The organism is Pseudoalteromonas sp. GABNS16E (assembly GCF_028598715.1).
GTDB lineage: Bacteria > Pseudomonadota > Gammaproteobacteria > Enterobacterales > Alteromonadaceae > Pseudoalteromonas > Pseudoalteromonas atlantica.
This window is the reverse complement of record NZ_JAQREZ010000046.1, coordinates 1-22,741: the sequence shown is the minus strand read 5'-3', so window position 1 is coordinate 22,741 and position 22,741 is coordinate 1. Positions and strand designations below refer to the sequence as shown.

At 40.3% G+C, this 22,741-nt stretch carries 16 protein-coding genes and 1 pseudogene; 8 read left to right on the top strand and 9 right to left on the bottom strand.

Annotation, left to right across the window (positions count from 1 at the left end):
- Positions 1–39 precede the first annotated feature (39 nt).
- Positions 40–2,265, top strand: a complete 2,226-nt coding sequence (locus PSI06_RS16270) for a S9 family peptidase (protein ID WP_273604318.1) — start codon at positions 40–42, stop codon at positions 2,263–2,265.
- Between the two features lie 143 nt (positions 2,266–2,408).
- Positions 2,409–4,046 carry a methyl-accepting chemotaxis protein gene (locus PSI06_RS16265; protein WP_273604319.1) on the top strand — a complete coding sequence of 546 codons (1,638 nt, stop codon included), beginning with the start codon at positions 2,409–2,411 and terminating at the stop codon, positions 4,044–4,046.
- A 218-nt stretch (positions 4,047–4,264) separates the two neighbouring features.
- On the opposite strand, the gene PSI06_RS16260 is transcribed toward PSI06_RS16265, so the two are convergent.
- Entirely contained in the window at positions 4,265–5,800 is a 1,536-nt protein-coding gene (locus PSI06_RS16260; protein ID WP_273604320.1) for a M17 family metallopeptidase, read from the bottom strand.
- Between the two features lie 238 nt (positions 5,801–6,038).
- Complete coding sequence (gene dinB / locus PSI06_RS16255; RefSeq protein ID WP_273604321.1) at positions 6,039–7,091, bottom strand: DNA polymerase IV; 1,053 nt, start codon at positions 7,089–7,091, stop codon at positions 6,039–6,041.
- 473 nt (positions 7,092–7,564) lie between these two features.
- Between dinB and PSI06_RS16250 the strand changes: the two genes are divergently transcribed.
- The 3 genes from PSI06_RS16250 (at position 7,565) to PSI06_RS16240 (ending at position 10,138) form a co-directional block, all read left to right on the top strand.
- Positions 7,565–7,987 carry an acyl-CoA thioesterase gene (locus PSI06_RS16250; protein WP_273604322.1) on the top strand — a complete coding sequence of 141 codons (423 nt, stop codon included), beginning with the start codon at positions 7,565–7,567 and terminating at the stop codon, positions 7,985–7,987.
- 67 nt (positions 7,988–8,054) lie between these two features.
- Entirely contained in the window at positions 8,055–9,107 is a 1,053-nt protein-coding gene (locus tag PSI06_RS16245; protein ID WP_273604323.1) for an aldo/keto reductase, read from the top strand.
- A gap of 107 nt (positions 9,108–9,214) precedes the next feature.
- A complete protein-coding gene (locus PSI06_RS16240; protein WP_374275937.1) occupies positions 9,215–10,138 on the top strand; it encodes an ABC transporter substrate-binding protein in 924 nt (307 codons plus the stop codon).
- On the opposite strand, the gene PSI06_RS16235 is transcribed toward PSI06_RS16240, so the two are convergent.
- From PSI06_RS16235 to PSI06_RS16210, 6 genes are all read right to left on the bottom strand, one after another.
- On the bottom strand, positions 10,095–10,709 hold the full coding sequence (locus PSI06_RS16235; RefSeq protein ID WP_273604324.1) for a fumarylacetoacetate hydrolase family protein: 615 nt from the start codon (positions 10,707–10,709) through the stop codon (positions 10,095–10,097). The two genes, PSI06_RS16240 and PSI06_RS16235, sit on opposite strands and share 44 nt — an antisense overlap.
- 15 nt (positions 10,710–10,724) lie before the next feature.
- Complete coding sequence (locus tag PSI06_RS16230; protein WP_273604328.1) at positions 10,725–12,695, bottom strand: ATP-binding response regulator; 1,971 nt, start codon at positions 12,693–12,695, stop codon at positions 10,725–10,727.
- 61 nt (positions 12,696–12,756) lie between these two features.
- Positions 12,757–13,218: a response regulator gene (locus PSI06_RS16225; RefSeq protein ID WP_273604325.1), complete on the bottom strand. Its 462-nt coding sequence runs from the start codon at positions 13,216–13,218 to the stop codon at positions 12,757–12,759.
- Complete coding sequence (locus PSI06_RS16220; RefSeq protein ID WP_273604326.1) at positions 13,219–14,703, bottom strand: sensor histidine kinase; 1,485 nt, start codon at positions 14,701–14,703, stop codon at positions 13,219–13,221.
- A 27-nt stretch (positions 14,704–14,730) separates the two neighbouring features.
- Positions 14,731–14,946: a hypothetical protein gene (locus PSI06_RS16215; RefSeq protein ID WP_004588505.1), complete on the bottom strand. Its 216-nt coding sequence runs from the start codon at positions 14,944–14,946 to the stop codon at positions 14,731–14,733.
- Between the two features lie 212 nt (positions 14,947–15,158).
- Positions 15,159–16,499 (bottom strand): sigma-54-dependent transcriptional regulator, encoded by a 1,341-nt coding sequence (locus tag PSI06_RS16210; RefSeq protein ID WP_024031667.1) that lies wholly within the window; start codon positions 16,497–16,499, stop codon positions 15,159–15,161.
- 238 nt (positions 16,500–16,737) lie between these two features.
- On the opposite strand from PSI06_RS16210, the gene PSI06_RS16205 reads away from it, so the two are divergent.
- Both PSI06_RS16205 and PSI06_RS16200 read left to right on the top strand, forming a co-directional pair.
- Positions 16,738–17,256 carry an NUDIX hydrolase gene (locus PSI06_RS16205; RefSeq protein WP_054983507.1) on the top strand — a complete coding sequence of 173 codons (519 nt, stop codon included), beginning with the start codon at positions 16,738–16,740 and terminating at the stop codon, positions 17,254–17,256.
- Positions 17,257–17,438: 182 nt separating this feature from the next.
- Positions 17,439–18,815: an NAD-dependent succinate-semialdehyde dehydrogenase gene (locus PSI06_RS16200; protein ID WP_004588502.1), complete on the top strand. Its 1,377-nt coding sequence runs from the start codon at positions 17,439–17,441 to the stop codon at positions 18,813–18,815.
- A 447-nt stretch (positions 18,816–19,262) separates the two neighbouring features.
- Here PSI06_RS16200 and PSI06_RS21715 read toward each other — a convergent pair.
- Positions 19,263–19,616 (bottom strand): annotated as a pseudogene (locus tag PSI06_RS21715) (DUF6404 family protein).
- A 140-nt stretch (positions 19,617–19,756) separates the two neighbouring features.
- Here PSI06_RS21715 and PSI06_RS16190 point away from each other — a divergent pair.
- Positions 19,757–22,261, top strand: coding sequence for a M1 family metallopeptidase (locus PSI06_RS16190; RefSeq protein WP_273604327.1), 2,505 nt, complete (start codon positions 19,757–19,759; stop codon positions 22,259–22,261).
- Positions 22,262–22,741: the final 480 nt, after the last annotated feature.

Below are 22,741 nucleotides of genomic sequence, written 5' to 3'. Positions count from 1 at the left end.
CCATTTAATACAATATTTATAATAAGCTAAGGCAACCTTGTGCTAAAAAAAATAAAACACTTAACCCTCGCACTACCGCTAGCTGTTGGCGCACTAAGCGTACAAGCAAAACCATTATCGCTAGAGCGTATTTTTGATGATCCGAGCTTGTCGGGTAAAGCTCCCGTACAACTTAAGTTTTCACCAGACGGTAGCCGCGTAACTTACCTGCAAGGTAAAACCGATGACTACAACCGTTATGATTTATGGGAATACAACTTAAAAGATAACACCAACAGAATACTGGTTGATTCTGCAAAGCTGTTTTCAGGCCCAGAAAACCTCTCTGATGAGGAAAAAGCACGCCGCGAACGTCAACGTATTTTTGGTAAAGGTATTTTAGAGTACAAATGGTCTAAAGACGGCAAAGCCCTGTTATTCCCACTCAATGGTGACCTGTATTATTACGAGCTTGCATCTGGTAAAAGTAAAAAACTTACCAATACAGAAGCGTTTGAAACCGATGCCCGTTTTTCTCCTAAAGGTAACTATGTATCGTTTATTCGCGAGCAAAACCTTTACGCTTTAGCACTTGATTCAGGTAAAGAAATACAACTGAGCAAAGATGGCGGCGGCGTTATTAAAAACGGCATGGCCGAATTTGTAGCACAAGAAGAAATGAGCCGTATGACTGGCTACTGGTGGGCAGGCGACGAATCTAAAATTGCATTCACTCGCGTAGATGAAACCCCAGTAAAAGAAGCTATCCGTAACGAAATTTATGCAGACGAAGTAAAGCTATTTAATCAACGTTACCCATTTACAGGCACCGACAACGTTGAAATACAACTAGGCGTTGTGTCTTTAAATAATCAAAACGTTGACTGGGTTGATTTAGGCGACGATAAAGACATTTACATTGCACGTGCTAAATGGCTAAAAGACAGCACAACTCTTTCGTATCAATGGCAAAATCGCTCACAACATAAGTTAGAACTACGTTTTTACAATAGCGATACTAAAACGCAAAAAGTAGCGCTAACAGAAAGTAGCGATACGTGGATCAATTTAAACTTTGATCTGCATTTCTTAAAAGACAAAAAGCATTTTGTATGGGCTTCTGAGCGCGATGGTTTTAAACACCTTTATTTGTACCGCACTAACGGCCAGCTAATTCGACAAATCACCTCAGGAGACTGGGTTGTTGATAGCTTAAAAGGCGTGGATGAGAAAAAAGGCATAGTTTACTTTGCAGGACGTAAAGACACCCCGCTTGAAAGCCATTTATACAGCGCACCACTGTTTAAAAAAGGCAATATTAAGCGCATCACCGAACAAGGCCAATACCACAAAGTGGTAATGGCTAAAGACAGCAAAACGTTTATTGATAATAGCTCATCGGTAAACAAGCCTAACTCGGCGGCACTACGTAAAGTAAATGGCGAATTTATCACATGGCTTGAACAAAATAATCTTGATGATAGCCACCCATTAACACCTTATTTAAGTGATTTAGCAACTCCAGAGTACGGCACAATTAAAGCAGAAGATGGCCAAGTAATGCATTACCGCTTGTTTAAACCAAGTAATATTGCAGACGGTAAAAAGCACCCAGTAATTGTTAATGTATACGGCGGCCCGCATGCACAACGCGTAACAAATAGCTGGCGCAGCAAAAACTTGTACTTTCAATACATGGCGCAACAAGGCTATGTTATTTTTCAGCTCGATAACCGAGGCTCATACAACCGTGGTAAAAGGTTTGAAGACGCTATTTACAAACACTTAGGTGTTGTAGAAGTAGCAGATCAAATTAAAGGCGTTGAGTTTTTACGCACGCTTGATTACGTAGACCCACAACGCATTGGTATTTATGGCCACAGTTATGGCGGATACATGGCCCTAATGACCATGTTTAAAGCAGGCGATTACTTTCAAGCCGGTGTATCGGGAGCACCAGTTACTGACTGGGCACTTTACGACACCCATTACACTGAGCGCTACCTTGGTCATCCAAAAACCAATGCCAAAGGCTACGAAGACAGCGCCGTATTCCCATACGCTGATGGCTTAAAAGGCCCGTTAATGATTTACCATGGCATGGCTGATGACAACGTGTTATTTACCCACGCCACTAAATTATTTAAACAACTACAAGATAACGAAAAACAGTTTGAAATGATGACCTACCCAGGCTCAAAACACAGCTTACGCGGTAAACAGGTGCAAACACATTTACACCAAACCATCACAAACTTCTTTAATCGACATTTTGATGTTAAATAATCATATGACGACTAAATAGACTAAAGGCTGATTGAAAAATCAGCCTTTTTTTTGTCTTAATAGGTTAGTGAGCCTAGATTAAACGCTGTTTTTAGCTACGCTTATTCTATGCGCTAAGGCGTACACTAATTGAGGACAAATTAATGCTTAACCTACGTAGTTTCAGTATTTTCCAGCGTTTTTTACTGTTAATAGCCATTGTTGTATTTGGCTTAATAGTACTTAGTATATCTAGCTTAACTCATCAATATAGCTCACTCAAAAACGAGCAATATCTAAAAACCCAAAATGTAGTAGAAACGGCATACAGTGTTATTGAGCATTACCACCAGCTTGAACAAAACAATATACTCACACAAGCGCAGGCTCAAACACAAGCACTGGCCGCTATAAAAGCGCTGCGCTATGACAAAACAAATTACTTTTGGGTAAACAACTACCAGCCCCAAATGGTAATGCACCCAATAAAGCCTGGGCTTAACGGTAAAGACTTAAGTAATAATAAAGACCCCGACGGCAAAGCACTTTTTGTAGAAATGGTGAACATTGTAAAACAACAAAAAGAAGGTTTTATACCTTATAAATGGCCAAAACCAGGAAAAGATCAGCCGGTAGATAAAGTCGCATTTGTAAAAGGCTTTAGCCCGTGGCAATGGATTATTGGCTCAGGCGTATACCTAGATTCAATAGATGAAGCATTTAGCGAGCAGCGTAATCTCATCATAATTAGCGCTTTAGTTATGATTATTGCTGTCATTTTATTAAGTTACTTTATTGGTAAAAGTATACTCACGCCTACTCGTCTTGCCGCAGACATGATGAAAAACATATCGCAAGGTGAAGGTGACTTAACACGTACGCTAAACGAATCGGGCAATGATGAAATATCAGAGCTGTCACGCTCTTTTAATTTATTTGTTTTAAAAATGCGCGAGTCGTTAGTACATGTATCGCACAGTGCTGATGATGTAAGCCGACACGCTCACACGGTGGATGAGTCAAGTAGAACAAGCCACTCATTTATTGAGCTACAAAACGACAGCTCCACACAGGTAGCTGCCGCCATGGAGCAAATGACGCACCAAATTCATGATGTGAGTCGCAATGCCGACGCCGCAGAACAAGCTGCCAATGATGCAGCGCAAAATGCCTCAACCGGTAAAAACGTGGTAGCGAATACCATTACCGCCATAGAAACACTCTCAAGTAATATAGAAACAGTGAGCCAAGTAACTGAAGATTTAGCAAACGAAAGTAACAATATAGGCTCTGTGCTTGATGTGATCAGAAGTATATCGGAGCAAACAAACTTACTTGCACTCAACGCTGCTATAGAAGCGGCTCGTGCAGGCGAGCACGGCAGAGGGTTTGCAGTTGTTGCCGATGAAGTGCGCACATTAGCCAGCAGAACAGGGCAAAGCACAGATGAAATTCAAGCCATGATCACTAAATTACAAGAAGGCGCTAAAGCGGCAGTAGAGGCGGTAAAATCAAGCCAAGCACTATCGGTGACGACGGTAGAGCAGGTTTCATCTGCAGATACATCGCTCAATGAAATAGAAAGGCTGGTATCTATAATTACCGACATGAACAGCCAAATAGCCCGAGCCACCGAGCAGCAAACGCAAGCCGCTGACGAGGTTAATTTACGTATTAACGAGCTATCTCAATCAACCGAGCAATCACTAAATAATACAAAGCAACTTACCGATGCCAGCGATAACCTTAAACAAAGTAGCCAAGGGCTTTCGAGCGTGGTTAATCGCTTTAAATTAAAATAATTTCAAAAAAAAGCCCTGAATTAACAGGGCTCTTTATTACATAAGCGTTTTTAGCTTATACCATTTCGCATAATTAAGTGATCTATTTTTAGGATGGAAAAACGTGTTGATGGCTAGGCAAAAAATTTGCTATTTAGTTGTTCTAAATGAGAATTTTTTAACACAGATAGCGACACGTTTAGCCCCGAAAAATGATTAAGTATTATTGCGGATTGGTATTACATACAGTAGCGTGCAAATAAGCTGGTTACTGATGCTGCGGTTGGCTTACCGTGCTGCCAATCACCGCCTTCAACACCACTACCGGCAATGTCCATATGTACATAAGGAAGCGGCTGCTCAGAGTCGTTACCGTGTTTATCAAGCCCACCAACAACGGCTAAAAACGCCATAGGGAATTGATGCCCACGGGCTGTAACAGCAGAGGCCGCATTATTGCTTGATAAAACATCATCAGCGAGGGTACGCGGTTTGATAAAGTCGTAATCTTCACGGCGAGAGCGAGAAACCTCAGCTGCATCTGCCCATAAATCACCACAATCCGCTATTTGACGAGAGGTATTAGCGCTACGTGCAGGTCCGTTTTCAACATATGCTCCATAAGGGCCCATAGCACGTGCCGCATGGCCTGTTAGGGTTGCTAGGGTGAATAATGTTGGATTAACTTCGCCTTTGGCTACATCTTTCATTTCGCTAAGTAGGTCACCCATAGCTAAGCGCCCTTCTGCATCCGTGTTACCAATGCGTACACGTACGCCTTCACGGCTAGTGATAATTTCATCTGGTACAAAACAATCTGAGCCAATTGAATTACGAACCACAGCTAAGTAAGAAATAACTTTAACGCCTTTAGGTTGGTAATCTGCCACGGCTTTCATAAAGCCCGCAACGGATGCAGCCCCACCTTTATCACGACTCATACCCGCCATGTAACCGCCTACTTTTAAATCGGCGCCGCCGGTATCGTAAACTAATCCTTTACCAACAAACATTAGCGTGCGCGTTACTTCACCTTCTGGCACGTACTCTAGCTTAACAACACGTGGGTGGTGGCGCTCAACCGCATAAGATGCGCGAGCAACGGTGCTAAGCATAGGGTAGTTTTTATCTATCGTGTTAATATCGTCAATCACATCAACCGCTACTTTAGAGCCTTTAAAAAGCTCAACACAGTAATCAGCAAAGCGTGGTGGCGCCATACGTTCAGGCTCAGTACCGCATAAGTCACGTGCCGCATATTGCCCTGCTGCAATTGCATTTACAGCTTTAACTGTTTGCTCATTTGCATCTATTAAACCTATTTGCGTAATAGGCTCAATGCTTTCGCCGTGGTATTCGCGTGCTTCAAGAGGCTGCCATAATGCTTGGCATGCGCCTAAATACGCCACTTCTAATGCATGCTGGTAACGCGCATCTGTATGTAATTTTGGTAAGTAAATAGCAGGGTTTACACTACCCGCGGCTTTTGCTTCGTTAATCGCTAGCTTAGCGGCATCAAAGTAGCGTCTTACATCATCGTAATCGCGGTTAAGCGGCCCCGTAGGTGCTAAAACAACCCGTACATTATCAACCACTAAAAACGTAACTTGTTTACCAATACGAGAATCTACTTTAGCGTGTGATTCGATAGCATCACTTAATGAGTTATTGGCTAATTGAGAAAAGTCATCACTAATTATAATAAGTGCATCGTGAGAAAATGAGTCAAAGCTTGCACTAAGTGATTGTGCAGCTATCGCTTGAGGATATGCCATAAGTAAAACTCCTGTTAGAAAACATAAGGGGCTATTATCGTTGATATAAAAACACAAAACCAGCCAACTGCGACCAGCTCATTTTAATCTGGCAACTTGGTTTTACAGCTAACTAAAGTGACTCAGTGTTTTAGAAGAAATTAACAACCACTATATAGTTTTTTGTAAAGGCAGCCCCTGCTTATACCACGTTTAAATTACTTTGCTAAAGCACTCTAAATTGCAAAAAAGCGTGTAGTTAATCAAGAATACTCAGTTGCAGATTTAAATTAGGTTCATTTTTAACACCCACTCCAATACCTAATAAACGCACTGGTTGCTGCATCCCGCGTTGATACGCCTTAGAGAGTAATTCAGTAAAAATAGCAGTATTTAATTGATGATGAGCTTGATCAGCTGAGGTAACAACAAAGTTTGCAAACTTCACTTTTACACTTAGCTTATTAATACGATTTTGTAGCTGTTGCTTATTAAGGCGCGCTGTTAGCTCTTCCAGTAATTTAGGTAACTGATCTAAACATTCTTGTAAGCTGTTTTTATTGTATTCATAGGTGTGTTCAACACTAAGGGATTTACGGACTCGCTCAGTGGTTACTTTACCAATATATTCGCCAGCACATTTTTGATAAAGCGATACACCAAAATTCCCCACATGCTGCTGCATCCAATTAACGCCTTTCTCGCGAACGTCTTTACCTGTGTATAACCCCTTTAAATTAAGCTTTTCGAGGGTTACTTTGCCCACACCAGGGATTTTACCCAGCGGTAAATTATTTAAAAACGCATCAACTTCATCCGGTAAAACCACAAATTGGCCATTGGGTTTATTTTCGTCACTGGCTATTTTGGCAATAAACTTAATGGGGGCAACCCCGGCAGAGGCAGTAAGGCCGGTATCGTTATAAATATCTGCTCTAATTTGCTGAGCAATAAGCGTTGCGCTGCCTTTGCATGCGGTGCTGTTGGTTACATCTAGGTAAGCTTCATCAAGCGACAGCGGCTCTATTTGGTCGGTATAGCGTTTAAATACAGCGCGTATTTGGTTAGAAATTTCTTTATAAACCGCCATGCGTCCAGGCACAATAACTAAATCGGGGCATAATTGCTTACCGTGGTAGTTAGACATAGCCGAACGAACACCATATTCGCGCGCTATATAATTTGCTGTAGAGAGCACGCCACGACGGCTATTGCCACCAATCGCTAAAGGCACACTGGCAAGTTTGGGGTTATCGCGCATTTCAACCGCTGCATAAAAGCAGTCCATGTCGATATGAATAAACTTTTTCATTACCACATAACAACTGTTTATTTATACAGCCATTATTAAGGATTCACTTTCATTAAGCAAGTCCATTAAAGCCTGTTTAACTTGCTAAAGTTAAAGCGCTACTAGTTATAGCGCGTTAAACCGTGCAAGCTTTAAACAGCTTTTTTAAAACGGCTGCTTAAAACGCTTTGATTTTTTAAAGCAATGTAGCCAAAAAACAAACTCCAATAAAAACCCCGCAGCTAAAAGCATTATGCCGCCGGAGGCATTACCCATTGCATAGCAAGCAAAAGACGCTATAAAAACTAAACTGGCTAAAGCCCAATTAATTATATTTTGCATGTGTGTTCTCGTGTGTGTTGTCTGTGTTATTTAACTGTAGTCCTAAAAATAAATAGGTACAATCATCTTATAAAAAAACATGGCATTTATTGTCTTGAGCTACAAACACCATATTGATAACCTCATTCATTTAAAACTAAGAGTACACATACATGCAAAGGTTCAAAGAACAGCACCCTATTCATACCGATATCACCGTAGCATGGGCCGATATGGACGCCCTACAACATGTTAACAACGTGGTGTACTTGCGTTATTTTGAAATTGCGCGTATCGATTTTCTAAATAAAATAAATCAGTTTGATACGATAAAACCAGGTGGAATAGGCCCGGTCATTAGTGAAAACAATATTCGCTATAAACGTCCAGTGACCTTCCCAGATACTTTAACCGTAGGTATTACTATTTCAGATATAAAAAGCGACCGTTTTATGATGAATTACTCTGTATTTAGCCATGCTCAGCAAGCTATTACTACCACAGGCTATTCTCAAGTTGTTATGTTTGACTTTAAAACAGGACAAAAAGCGGCGATTTCAGAGCCATTATTATCGGCACTACACCAATTCGCTTAAATAGGTTTTATTACGAATTGGTATTAATTATCCACTCTCAAGATCTTACATAATTTAAGGATTTTAAATGCAATACAGTCCGTTAGGCAGCAGCGGTGTTGATGTTTCTAGAGTATGCTTAGGCAGCATGACTTGGGGTAAACAAAATACCCAACAAGACGCCGATGAGCAAATAGCTTATGCCTTGGCACAAGGCGTTAATTTTATAGATACTGCCGAAATGTATGCAATTCCTCCTTCACCAGAGACCTACGGTAAAACAGAGCAAATTATAGGTAACTGGCTTAGTCGCAATGCGCAAAAGCGCGGTGATATTGTATTGGCGAGTAAAATTGCAGGCAATGGCCTATCGTGGGTACGAGATGGCGGCGATATAACACGCAGCGCTGTCATTGAGGCCGTAGATAACTCGCTGAAACGCCTACAAACCGACTACATAGATTTATACCAATTGCATTGGCCTAATCGCTCTACCCCACATTTTGGCAGGCAGTGGCCAGGTAAACTCACTTTTAGTGACGTAGATACTGAGCAACAACAGGCGGGTATGCTTGATATTTTAGAGGGCCTTGATGAGTGTGTTAAAGCTGGGAAAATAAAATATTGTGGCCTATCAGATGACACCCCATGGGGCATTAGCCAATTTCTAAATTTAGCAAAAGCGCATAACTTACCGCGTATGGTGTCTATTCAGAACGAGTTTAGCCTAGCGCACGCTAAAGATTGGCCCTACTTAATTGAGCAGTGTATCCATGAAGACATTGCTTATTTACCTTGGTCGCCGCTTGCTGCTGGCCTGCTAACGGGTAAATACCTAAACGGTGCACGCCCAGCGGGCTCGCGTTGGACATTTATGCAGCGCAATGGCATTTTTAGAGATACCCCTAACGCGCAAAAAGCCACGCAGCGTTATGTAGAGCTTGCACACGCAAGCGGCATAACCCCAGCCCAATTGGCACTTGCTTGGTGTAATCAAGTCGATGGCGTTACCTCGTCAATTATTGGTGCGACCAGCATGGCGCAATTAAAAGAAGACATTGACGCTTTTAGCATAACTTTAAGCGACGACACGCTAACTGAAATTGGCACTATTTTTAAAGATTACCCGCAGCCATATTAAACCCAAATAATAGGCAGTTTTTTACTGCCTTTTTCTCTCTTACATTTGAACATATACAAAGTAAAACTATACTAAAGTTACCTTAAAATGATTGTTTTTAGTGAGTTATGCTTAGAAATGTAATTTTATTCTTTGGTGTGCTTGGTGGTTTAATGCGTTACGGGTACGCTGACAATACTCACCCAATTAAAGAAATTGTATGGTTACAAAGTTACACGCCCCCGTTTCATATGGATAAAGATTCGCATGCGCCGCAAGGTGGTATTTGCGACAACCTCACCGAGCAACTAATTAACAGTATTGATGATGTAAAACATACACGACTAATCGTGCCGCAAGAGCGAATTAATAAGCACTTAAATGAAGGCGATAATGTATGTTTTCCGTGTGTTATTCATAAAAAAACAGCCAATGGGGTGTTACAGTTTTCTACCCCCACCACGGTTTACCCGCCTTTTTCGGTTTTAACCACTCAAAAACTTGCTCCAGAAATACACGCTAAGCATGGCAGCCCTATTAAACTTATTCATTTATTGTCAGACGAGCAATATGTGTATGGTCAAGCAGCGGCGCGCAAGTTTACTTCAAAAATTAATAAAATAATCGAAAACACCACGGTGTATCATAAAGCATCGCTAAGCTGGAGCAGCGAAAATGAAAGCCAAGCTGTTATTGCTCGCTTAAGTCGCGGCTTTTTAGATTACACAATAGACTACCCGTTTATGGGGGATTATTTTGTCAATCACAGTAAGTTTAAAAATATAGTCAGTTTGCCAATTGAAGAAGACCCCAGAGAGTTTGTTTTAGGGGCTATAGGATGTGCAGTAAGAGCACCGAATGATTTTGCTACCAAGGCGCTTAATAAAATAAATAAAGCGCTACATAAGCAGGTATTACAATCGCCTGCTTATATAAATAGCCAGCGTTTTTGGTTAGAGCAAAGTTTTCCGCAGTTTACTAAGCATTACCAACAGCAAATACTTAACCCTATTGCGCCTGCCAGCTCTGCGATAACAAGCAGGTCGAATTAGCAAACAAGCTTACTGTAAATACGCTGTTTACAGGCACTTCCCCTACGCCTGCAGGCGTCCCTGTCATTATTACATCGCCATTTTCTAAGTGCATAAACTCATTAATTTCACTTAAAATATCTTTAGGCTTATGTATCATAAATTGCGTATCGCCTTGTTGAATAACGTTATCGTTAATTTTAAGCTCAAACGTAAACACCTGCTCAGCATCCGCTATAGCTACAAAGGGCGTTAATAATACCGAGCCGTTAAACGCCTTGGCGCGCTCCCACGGTAACCCTTGATTTTTAAGCTTACTTTGCACGGTACGTTTAGTTAAATCCAACCCTAAACCTACGCCTGCCAACTCATTATTTTTAATAACAAAACACAGCTCGGTTTCATAATGCAGTGTGTCGTTATTGTGCGTAGCAAATAAGGTAGACGAAAGCGCACTGTTCGGTTTATTAAACAATACCATTTGATCTGGTAGCTCATTATTAAGCTCAGCAATATGCGCGGTGTAATTACGCCCAACGCATACTACTTTAGAGGGCGTTAATATCTCACTTTCTAGTTTTATCGACTGCATAAAATAACTTCTAAATTACGAGCTGATCAAGGTTTCTAATAAGCTCAGATTAATCGGCTTCAAAAGTACATGATTAATATTTAAATCTTTGATCTGCTTAGGATCGGGCTCTGCACCACTAACAATCACTAAGCTTAAGTCAGGGTAACGTTCGTTAATTTGCTTCCCTAAATCTACACCACGCCCGTCAGGTAAGTGCATATCTAGCAATACCTTATTAAATTGTTGGTCATGATTGAGGGTTTGTAAACACTGTGCACACGTTGAGGTAATAACGGTTTCTACCCCTAAACTTTCTAGCAGCAACTGCGTAATTTGCGCTGCATCTTGGTCGTCCTCAACCAATAAAAAGCGCTGCTTTTTCTCTATTACAGCTTTGTCGCTGTGAATGTTTTTAGCTTGAGGCGCATGCTCTGGCGATACTAAGTAATCTTGTAAGCATTGATACAAAGAAGAGCTATCAACGGGCTTTGGTATTACATCGTTAAAGCCAAGGGCGGCAAGCTCTTCGTGTATGCCTTTCATAGTGGCGGCAGTAAGCGCAATAATTGGGCCTGTATAGCCCATTTTTCTAAGCTCTATTGTCGCTTCTTTACCACCCATTACGGGCATATGTATATCAATAAAAATAATATCATAAGGAGAGCGATACGCCTCGGCAATTCTTACTTTTTCAAGCGCTTGCTGGCCATGCTCGGCGTAGTCTACGCGCGCACCACATGTGCTAATCATATGGCCAACTAACATGCGTAAATCGCGTAAATCATCAACCACTAATACGCGGCCTGTCACTTTACAGGGGGCTGATTTTGCCTGTAATTGCGAGCCACTGCTAAAGTTTAATACTTGGCGTTCTACTTCGCTTATATCACCTGGGTACACCGAAATAGTAAAGGTAGAGCCTTCCCCCATCCTAGAGGTTAAATCAATACTGCCGTGCATACGCGCTAATAGCTCGGCACAAATAGCAAGGCCTAAGCCTGCTCCGCCAACAGAGCGCGATTCTACATCGGCTATTTGCTCAAAGGGTTTAAAAATTAATGCTTGTTTTTCAGGGGCAATCCCCATGCCTGAATCTTTAATACTAAAAAATAGCATTTCTTGGCCTTCAACCCACTCGGTCCAGGCACTAACCACTATTTCGCCCTTTTCGGTAAATTTAACCGCATTATTGATTAAGTTAATGAGTATTTGGCGTACGCGGGTGGCATCTACTCTAACAATAAGAGGTAAGGGCTGTAGAGACTCAAAGCGAAGGTTTAAGCCTTTATCAAGCACAGATACACGCATTAAGGTGTAAACATCAGCCAGCATGCTATCTAAGTTTACTTCACTTAAGGTGAGCTCTAATTTGTCGGCAGCAATTTTAGATAAATCGAGCACGTCGTTTAACAAGCTCAGCAAGTGCTTACCGTTTCGGTAAATAACCCCTAATTCGTTTTCGGCCTGTTTGCTAAAGTCGCTTTGCAGCAGTAACTCTGTGTAACCTAATATAGATGAAAGCGGGGTACGTAATTCGTGGCTTAAGTGGGCTAAAAATCTGTCTTTTGAGCGGTTCTCTGCCTCGGCTTTTAAGCGCTCTACTCGCTCGCCTTCAACATCTTTACGCGCTAAAGCATAACGTATAGCGCGAGCAAACCGGCTCGAACTCATTTCTGTTTTTATAAGGTAATCTACCGCGCCGGCATCAAGTGCTGCAGAGTCTAATTCATCATTAGATTGCCCCGTAAGCATAATAATTGGCCCGCTAAACCCATTAGCAATGGCCTTTTTTAATACACTTAGCCCATTTGAGGCGCCTAATCGATAATCAAGCAAACAAATATCGTGATCGTTTTTACTTAAAATGCTTATTGCTTGCTCAGGAGAGCTTATCCAATCTATGTCAAATGTATGTGAATCTAACTGATCTAAGTAGTCGCAAGTGAGAATGTAATCATCTTCATCGTCTTCTACTAAAAGTAAGCGAGTCACTTTATCTAACATACTACCTCCTTTTAATTGCATTTAATAAGCCCCTAATTAGGGGCTTAATGTTGCTACTTATTTAGTCGTTAAACGTTGTCGGCAGCTCTACAAATTCTACCCAGTATTTTCCTAGGGTTTTCATTAAATCAACCAAGCCATCAAATGTTACCGGTTTAGTAATATAAGAGGCCGCTCCTAAGTTATAGCCTTTAACCATGTCTTCTTCTTGCTTAGAGGTGGTTAAAATAACAACCGGTATGCCTTTAAGGTTTGGGTTTGACTTAATGGTCTCAAGTGCTTCACGGCCATCCATACGTGGCATATTTAAATCAAGCAAAATCAACCCTGGGCGTGGCGATGAATTTTTATCTTCAAACTTACCCTTGCGCTCTAAGTACTCTAATAATTCAACCCCATCTTCCACAAAATGCAGCTCGTTTAATACACGGCTTTCGGCTAGCGCATCTTGCGTGAGTAGGCGATCATCCTCGTCATCATCTGCCATTAATATTGTAATAGGTTTCACTTTTGAATACGGCATCTAAGCCTCTCCTTGAAGTGTGAAAAGCGTTGTTTCCACAGGTAATTTTATTATGAAGGTTGCCCCTTCACCGTCTTTACTATGAGCAGTAATTATCCCACCATGCCGCTCAACTATACGCCTACAAACTGAAAGCCCAATCCCTGTGCCTTTATATTCCGAACGCCCATGCAGGCGCTGAAATGGTACAAATATTTTATCAGCATACTCTTGTGAGAAACCAATACCATTATCTTTTATGGTAATAATTTGCCAACCCACTTTTTCGTTATGCTCTTCACTAAACTCGTCTTTATGCTCGTACATTACGCTTATGTGTGGCTCAACACCTGGTTTTCTAAATTTAACAGCGTTAGACAGTAAGTTTAAAAACAACTGCTGCATTTGGCTTTTATCGGCTTGTATAACCGGTAGTTCGCCCACCTCTACGTGCGCATTGCTTTCTTTAATGGCAACTTCTAAATCACTTAAAATGTCGTTAACTACGCCTTTTAAGTCAGTGTCATCAAAGTCTCTACCTCGCGTTGTTACCCGCGAAAACTCTAGCAAATCGTTAATAAGGTTAGACATACGTTGCGCTGCATTTTTCATACGGCCTATGTAATCTATGCCTTTTTCGCCCAGCTCATCCTTAAACATGGTTTCTAGGCGGTCACTAAATGCTTGAATTTTTCGAAGTGGTTCTTGTAAGTCATGGCTGGCAACAAACGCAAACTCTTCAAGCTCACGGTTTGAGCGGCTCAGCTCGTCTGAATATAAGGTCAGCTCTTGCGTGCGCTCAGACACTTTAGTTGCAAGTGTTTCGTTTTGTCTTTCAAGCTCCTCACGGTATTTAGCCGCGTTTCTTAAATTTAGGCGTGTTAATAAAAACATACCAATTATTAAAAGCGCACTGGTAACCGCTGTAATAGCAAAGGTGATTTTTGCTTCATTTTTTATTTGTGCCAGCTTAGAAAAATGGCTCACCTTAAACAGTAATTCTCGGTCTTGAATATCATTAACTTTAACGCGAATATCTTTGTACAGCTCTCGCCCTCTGTGCGTATTTAATACATATAACGCCCGGCGCTCTTTATCATTAGTAGCCAGCTTAACCGTTTGTTTAAGCTCTTTAATTTTAGCTTCGGTTAACACTAATAGCTCAGCAATTCGCTCAGCTTGGCCATCAATTTCAGAGTGTAGAGACTTTACATGCTCCATTTGCGATTCTATTTGCCCTATCGCATCGTAATAAGGCATTAAGTAGTCTTCTTCTTCGGTGAGTAAGTAGCCGCGCTGGCCAGACTCTGCCTGCACAATTGATAAGTGAAGACGCTCAATAGCATCGGCTAATAAGCTGGTGTTATCCAAGCTTTTTTGCGTTTGCGTTAATCCCTGAATAGTACTTAATGCCAAAACTGCATTGCCAACAACAATACACAGTACTATTGCGATAAAAGCGGCCCACGTTATATTCGTTTTACCCTGCTGCTTTTGCTTACTCATTATGTGTAAATACCTAATTTTAAATGACTACTTATTATTAAAATCAGTAATGTTTTGCAAGCTTTCGCTACATTGCTGACAGTTTGAAATTATTTTATCGAGTGCTGCTAACGCTTTGTCTTTTGGCATATCGTTTTCTAATACCAGTTTAATGAGCTCTGCATTCATAGAAATTCTATTCAGTGGAGCTCTCGCATCATGTACCAATTTATTTAGCGTATTAACTTCTTTTTCATCACTCATATTACTTCCTATACTTATTCAACCTGAACTCTGGTTAAGAGACTTACTAAAATATTAAATTATAGTGATAACCAAATTCTTTTCTCTAGCCAGAGATTTTCAATGAAAACAAGCCGAATTTACGCGTCAATAGCTGGCCTATTGCAAGCAAATTAAACGTAATTAACGTTGAAAATAGCTGCTAGAGATAGGTTTATTATTCAGAGTTTAGGTTATTTATATTCTCCAATTCCGCCGTATGCGTTTAATCGGTTATACAATGTTTTTGTACTTATCCCTAGCATTTGCGCAGCTAGCGTTTTATTACCTTGCACCTTATCTAGCGTGGCGTGGATTAACTCTTTTTCGACTTCTTCAATGGTTTGCCCTGCCGAAACATGGTTGTCGGCCACTTGCGTATTTACGCGCGAAAACGGCGACTCTAAGTTATCCGGAAGTGTAATTTCGCTCGATTGTGGGTCGCTCATAATAAAGGCGCGATGGATAGCGTGGCGAAGTTCACGCACATTGCCTGGCCACTCGTATTGCTGTAGTTCTTTTAGCTGCTCGTTGTGCCAATAAAACGAAGTGCCATTTTCATCGTTAAGCTGCTCTAAAAAGGCTTTCGCAAGCAGTGGAATATCTTCTTTTCGCTCTCGCAGCGCAGGTATATCAATGGGGAAAACCGCAAGTCTAAAGTAAATATCTTCACGAATAATATTGTTTTGCGCTAAGTCGGTCAGCGAACGGTTAGTCGCAGAAATAACGCGGCAGTTTATAGGTAATTCACGATTGCCGCCTACACGTGTTACTTTTTTAGTTTCAAGTACACGCAGTAAGTTTGGCTGCATATCTATAGGCATTTCGGTTACTTCATCTAAAAATAACGTACCGCCATCTGCTTGCTCAAACACACCTTCTTTACGGGCAATTGCACCTGTAAAAGCCCCTTTTTCATGGCCAAATAACTCACTACCTATTAATTCTTTAGACAAAGCACCACAGTTGCTCGCCACTAAAGGGCCTTCGCATTGGCTTGCGTTATGAATTGCTTGGGCGACCACTTCTTTACCGGCACCGCTTTCCCCCATTAGCATCACGTTAGCATTGGTTTTAGCTACGCGCTCTATCATGGTGTAAAGCTTTTGCATTGGCTCTGATTCACCAATTAAGCTATTAAAATGGCGAGTAATAGCCGGAACTTTAGCTTTTTTAGCTGTTTTTTTAGGGCCGTTTAATACCAGCTCTAGGTCTTCGCGTTGCAGCGGCTTTAATAAATGCCCAACATCTTGCTCACACATGTCTGCCAAAATCCCTTTTACTGAAGGGTGGCCAGAAATAAGCGTCACTTTTGGAGACTGCCCAATCATTTTTAAATGATCGAGTAAATGAAGGCCACTGCCATCTGGCAGCATAAAATCGAGCAACACGTGATCAAAGGTATTATTTTCAAACCATTGATGTGCTTCTTTTAAGCTAGTTGCAGTACAAATGTTGTGCCCGAGGAATTCGACAATGTGGCAAACAACGTCACTAAATTCAACGTCATCATCGACTAAAAGTATGTTTAACATGATAAATCCCTATGCTTTTCTTCTTATTCTACGCACCCTATTTTGCAAATAAAAGGGGCTACTAGAATCTCTTAAGAATGATTAAACTATTGAGTCTTTTAACGTTTAATTTTAACAACCGAGTATGTACGTAAACTTAAGCCATACCGATCATAATTTTTAAAAATAATTAGAATTATTTTTACTACTCGCCTAAGTATACCAGCTGATATAATTTTGCTTTTAAAAAGGAGACGAAATGCAATTATTAAAAACAATGGTCCACCCTGGCATAAATTTAAACCAAGGCACTCAATTTACCCGCCGCACAGGCCGCGCCATTGTGATTAAAGATGCACACATTTTACTAATGTATACCAATCGCTACGAAGACTACAGTTTACCCGGCGGCGGGGTTGATGAAGGTGAAACCCTAGAGCAAGGGTTAATAAGAGAGCTTAGCGAGGAAACTGGCGCGCAAAATATACAGGTTATTAAACCCTTTGGGTTATACGAAGAGTACCGCCCTTGGTACAAAGACGACTTTGATATTATACATATACAGTCGTATTGCTATTTATGCGATACAGACAAAGAGCTTGGCAAAGCACAGCTTGAACATTACGAGCAACAAAATGGTATGACGCCTAAATGGGTCAATATATACGACGCCATTGCACACAACGAGCGCACAATGAGCCTTAGTGAAAAGCAAGGGCTGTCTATCATTCGTGAAACTTACCTACTAAAACAAATAGCACAGCAACTGTTTAACTAAGGCTGTAAAATTTGCATAAAGCAGTATTTTTTACTGCTTGCTCATTACTCGCTTTTTATTTACATCCCATAATTAAATTTAAAGCGACCACTATTCAATAACTTAAACTCCATTTCACTTTATAAAACAAACTGGCTTTGTGTTTGCACCCTTACTGATAACTAATTTGTAAGGAGATAAAAATGAGTAACACAGTTAAAACAATCAACCCCGCAACTGAACAAACCATTGATACCTACACGCTGCTTTCTCAAGAGGAAGCTGAGCAGGTAGTCGAAAAATCTCACGAAACATATTTAAAATGGCGCCAAACCTCATTTACCGAGCGTGCTAAGTATTTAAATAAACTAGCCTCTTTATTCGAAGAGCAAAAAGAAGCCATTGCTAAGCTAATGACCGAAGAAATGGGTAAAGTGTACGAGCAAGGTTTTCAAGAAATTGAACTGTGCGCTGGTATTTGTCGTTACACAGCCGAAAACGGCCCACAAGTACTTGGCGATGAAGAGCGCGATATGGATGGCGGCCGCGCTATTGTTAGCTACCAACCAACGGGCGTTTTATTAGGTATTCAGCCTTGGAACTTTCCGTTATACCAAGTAATTCGTTACAGTGCCGCTAACATTATGGCCGGTAACACCACCGTACTTAAACATGCCGGTAATGTATTTGGTATGGCAGAGAAAATCGATACCCTGTTTAAACAAGCGGGCTTCCCTGAATATTGCTTTAGCAACTTACTTATTGATGGCAAAACTGCCAGCGCGCTTATTTCACACAAAGCAATCAGTGGCGTAACATTTACAGGCAGTGACGCTACCGGTAAAAAAGTAGCTGAAGAAGCAGGTAAATACGTTAAAAAAACAGTGCTTGAGCTTGGTAGTAACGATGCCTACTTAGTACTTGATGATGCAGATTTAGACCTTGCTGTTGAAACCTGTGTGACAGGGCGCATGATCAACAACGGCGAAACCTGTGTATCGGCAAAACGCTTTGTGGTTGTAGAGTCATTATATGATGACTTTAAAGAAAAAATTAAAGCGCAATTTGAAGCATTAAAAATGGGCGACCCAATGGCCGAAGATACAGATCTAGGCCCAATGGCTCGTGAAGATTTACGTGATAAAATTCACGACCAAGTAATGCAATCTGTTGAAGCAGGTGCAAATGTTGTAACAGGCGGTGAAGTACCATCGCAAACAGGTTACTACTACCCACCGACTATTCTTGATAATTTATCGCCTGGCATGCCAGCATACGATGACGAGTTATTTGGCCCTGTAGCCTCGCTCATTAAAGCAAAAGACAACGACGATGCAATGCGTATCGCCAACGACTCTCGCTATGGTTTAGGCGGTGGTATTTTCTCTAAAGATGAGAAAAAAGCCATTGAACTGGCTAAAAAGCATTTTGATACCGGTATGATCAACATTAACGGTTACGGCCTTGCCCAACCCAACCTACCGTTTGGTGGTGTTAAAGAAAGTGGTTACGGCCGAGAGCACGGCGGCTTTGGTATGCGCGAATTTGTGAATATCAAATGTATTATGATCAATAGCTAATTTAGCTACACACGTTAAATACACGTATTAAAAGAATATTTATACGTGTTTTAAAAAATATTATTAAGCCTAAAGGTGAGCAATCACTTTTAGGCTTTTTTTATAGACGAATCTGCATGGTTTTATGCACGAATAGATCTATCCAACAAGTGTATTTAAAACCGTAAACGCTGTGAGAGAAATTAAAAACAAAGCTGTCAATTGACTAATACTGAGCATAGAATTTAGACAACCTGGCTTAGCTAGGCAGGTAAGAGTGGTGAGCAAACGGTCAGTAAACTCGTTTTTGGACAAAAACGTATTAGAGTATTTATTCGGTAACGCTCTGTTAAGGGGTGAGCAACGCAATACCGAAGCCACCGCATATCGCCTTAAACACTAAAACCAACGCATAGTACAAATGCCACGCGTTACGAATCCCTCTTGAACAGTTTGTAGGTTTTGGGCTTATTCTCTCAATGAACCCCAGTCTGTTAGATTTAATTGCTTGCGCCTAATGTAGTAGAGGGTTGCCATAACTAAACTAAACAATGCGCCCGTAAGTAACGAGATATAAACTGCTTCTAAAACTGGTTTACCTAGCTCGCTCCACACTAGAAACCATTGGAAGATTCCCCAAACCGGAGCAGAAAAAGCCACACAAAGCATAACGTTTGCGAAAAAACTCTGATAATAATGCGGTGGTTAATATAGCCCAAGTTTGCGTAACAACTTTACAAGTGGAGGATTGTAGTTCGGCTTCCAAACACCTTTATCACTTAATTCTTTGTGCGCAAGTTGTAGCTTCGTTTCATAATCCATGTAATAGAGGTTGCTGAATTCTGTTTGTTTAGGTATTCCAGATGATGGTTGTTCTAATTCTAATTATAAAATAACTTTTATTTCAATAAGGTAGCTGTTAGTGTCGGAGTTTTATAGCAAATTAAATGAAGGAATATTGCTTGAAGTATGTTTTAGCTTTTTGTTTCTTCTGTAGTGTTTATTCTTACGCGACAGGAGTTAATAACTATCGGCTACCCCAAGAAATTACTCTAGATTCACAAATCGTCAATTTAGAATTAGATCCATCAAAACCTACCTTTAGTGGCACCACAATTTTATCGTTAGATATTTCTTCACCAACAGATACTATTAGCTACCACAGCCATGGTTTAAATATTCAGTCTGTGGAACTTTTAATAGATGAATTATCAACAAACTTACCGGTTGAAACGGCAAATAACTATGACATTGTTAAGCATAAGCTCGATCACAACGTTAGTGGTCAGGCAAAGTTAGCTATTAAGTTTATTGGGAAATTCTCTAGTCATGGACAGGGTCTATTTGTACAAACAAGTGGTGCAGAAGCAGATTATATTTTCTCACAATTTCAGCCAATGCTTGCTAGGCAAGTCTTCCCTAGTTTAAATGAACCAGATAAAAAAACATCATTTCAGTTTACTTTAACCATCCCTTCAAATTTAACGGTGCTTCACAATACACGTGCTCTTTCTACAAAAATTGATTCAAATAAAAAAACGATTAAGTTTGAAAAAACGGCTGTAATTCCGACAGATGTTTTAGCAATCGCCGTAGGTATGTTTGATAGCAAGAAAATGGAGGAGACTAAATACAAGAGTACTTTGTTTTCGCCACAAGGTTTACAGTATCAATATCATGAAGAATTGCCTCTATTAATCAATAACACAATTGATTATTTGTCAGGCTACTTAGGTAAGCCTTTTCCTTACGACAAATTAGATTTCTTCATCGCACCGTTTGACTCTTCTGCTGCAATGGAGAATGTTGGCTTAATTGCGCTTAGCCCAAAAGAAATTCCCTCGGCCGGAGCAAGTAGCTACGATATGTGCGTGTTCCGAAAACTCGTTGCTCATGAAGTTGCACATATGTGGTTTGGTAACGATATCACTATGCAGTGGTATGACGATTATTGGATGAATGAGTCTTTTAGCGAGTTTTTTGCAGCACAAGTAGTGACTCATTTTTATCCCACAGAAGCACAGTGTACTTATACGCCACAATCAAGTTCATTAGAAAGTGACAACGACATGGATCGAGCTGTAATTACTGAAGTGAAGGTAGCTTCAGAGCAAGATGGAACAGGTCAACTTGTTTACAGTAAGGGCTTTTCTATACTGGCTATGCTTGAGCAGGCAATGGGGGAGGATGAATTTAAAGAGTCAACTCGCGAGTATGTAAAGACTTTTCAAGGCACAGTTGTGTCATTCGATAGCTTTAAACGCTATATCCCTAAAAACCTAGTAGGAGTGGCCACCTCATTTTTACAACAGTCATCATATCCATTAGTGACCTTGTACCGTAAAGATGATGCACTTTACTTAAAGCAAGATAACTTCTTTAGGCAAAATAAATTGTGGAGCATTCCGCTTACATTGAAAATTTATAATGTTGGCAATGAGGTTTCTTATAAAAATGTTCTGTTAAATACTCAAACAATGTTATTGAGTGAAGTTTCGCCTTCATCGCAGGTTTTTATAGACACCAAAGGTGTGGGTTACTTTAGGTATATTGATAAAACAGATAATGCTGAATTTCCACTTCATTTGCTCAGTGATGCAGAAAAGCTGTCTTATATGGAAAATAATGATGCATTGGCAAGCGCAGCACTCATTGATTATATGGATTATGTTGATACGCTAGTACTAACGCTAAATAGTTTACCTACAGACAGTGTTGAATCCTTAAAAGCACTGAATAGTCTAATAGACTCGTTTATTGAGTTTGTACCAAGCGATTTAAAAGCGCCTTACAGCAGTTATTTACAAGCAAACTTACCAAAGATTATTGATTGGCAAACTGTATTTAACAAAGAAAATGGTGGAGCTTGGCTTTCGTTTTATGGTGTTTATTTGAAATCTGACAGTGCAATAGCCTTTGCTAAAGGAAAAATAAAACAAGGTAAAGTTATTGATTTGCCGGCACGCAGTTCCGTGCTACGAGTAGCCGCCGCAAACTCTACAGACAGTGAATATTTAGCGCTTTTAGCTATGTTCAATAGTGGTAACATTACATTTAAAGAAGATGTTTTGGACTCAATTGGCTACACATTAAAAGAGGAGCAAATTAAAGCGTTTTATGAGTTACTGCTCAGTGATTCAACTACTGAGTTTGTTATTGATTACCGTTTCCAGTTTCCAGCATTTTTTGCAGAAAATAGAGAGTTTGTTGCTGCATATTTTTCAAAAAATAAAGGCCGTATTTTAAAGCGGATTCCAAAAGAAGGCGCCCAATGGGTTGTTTATAATTTCATGACCGCTTGTTCAAGTGCAGAAAGTAAATTGATACAAGATACTTTTGAGGGATGGAAAAACATAGAAGGTTTATCAAGTAAATTAGAGGTTATTTTAAATAAGGTTGGAGAGTGTGCTAGGAGCTCAAAAGCGAAAGTGAAAAACTTAGAGCAAAGGATTTATGGTAAAGCTTAAAAATTCCCAAACTATAATAACGACCATGTGATTGGGGCTATTAAATTGTCTAAATATTCCCAATCTAAAACTAAAAACTCTATAAAGAAAAATGCGGTCTAAAAAACTGCATTTTCCCCAAACTATAACTCTAGAAAAGGTGAGCAGAAATGTTCGCCTTTTTTATTTGTGAAGATACGACCAGACAAACTCTTTTTGGACAAAAACGAGTTACTAATAATGACGATGATGATCGTATTATTGTGTCTTCATATAAATTAGTACGAAATACGAACCACAAATTATCTAGCATTGCTTTAAGATGAATAGAAGCCAAAAAGCCGACTTAATGTCGGCTTTTTGGCTGAGTGGTTTTGTCTTGTCCTGAAATGTGTTTACACATTTAGGACTTATTTTATGAAAACCACTAAAACTAAAGACGTTAAGCGTACTCAGCGAGATTATACATTAGGCTTTAAATTATCTATTGTTGAGCAAGTA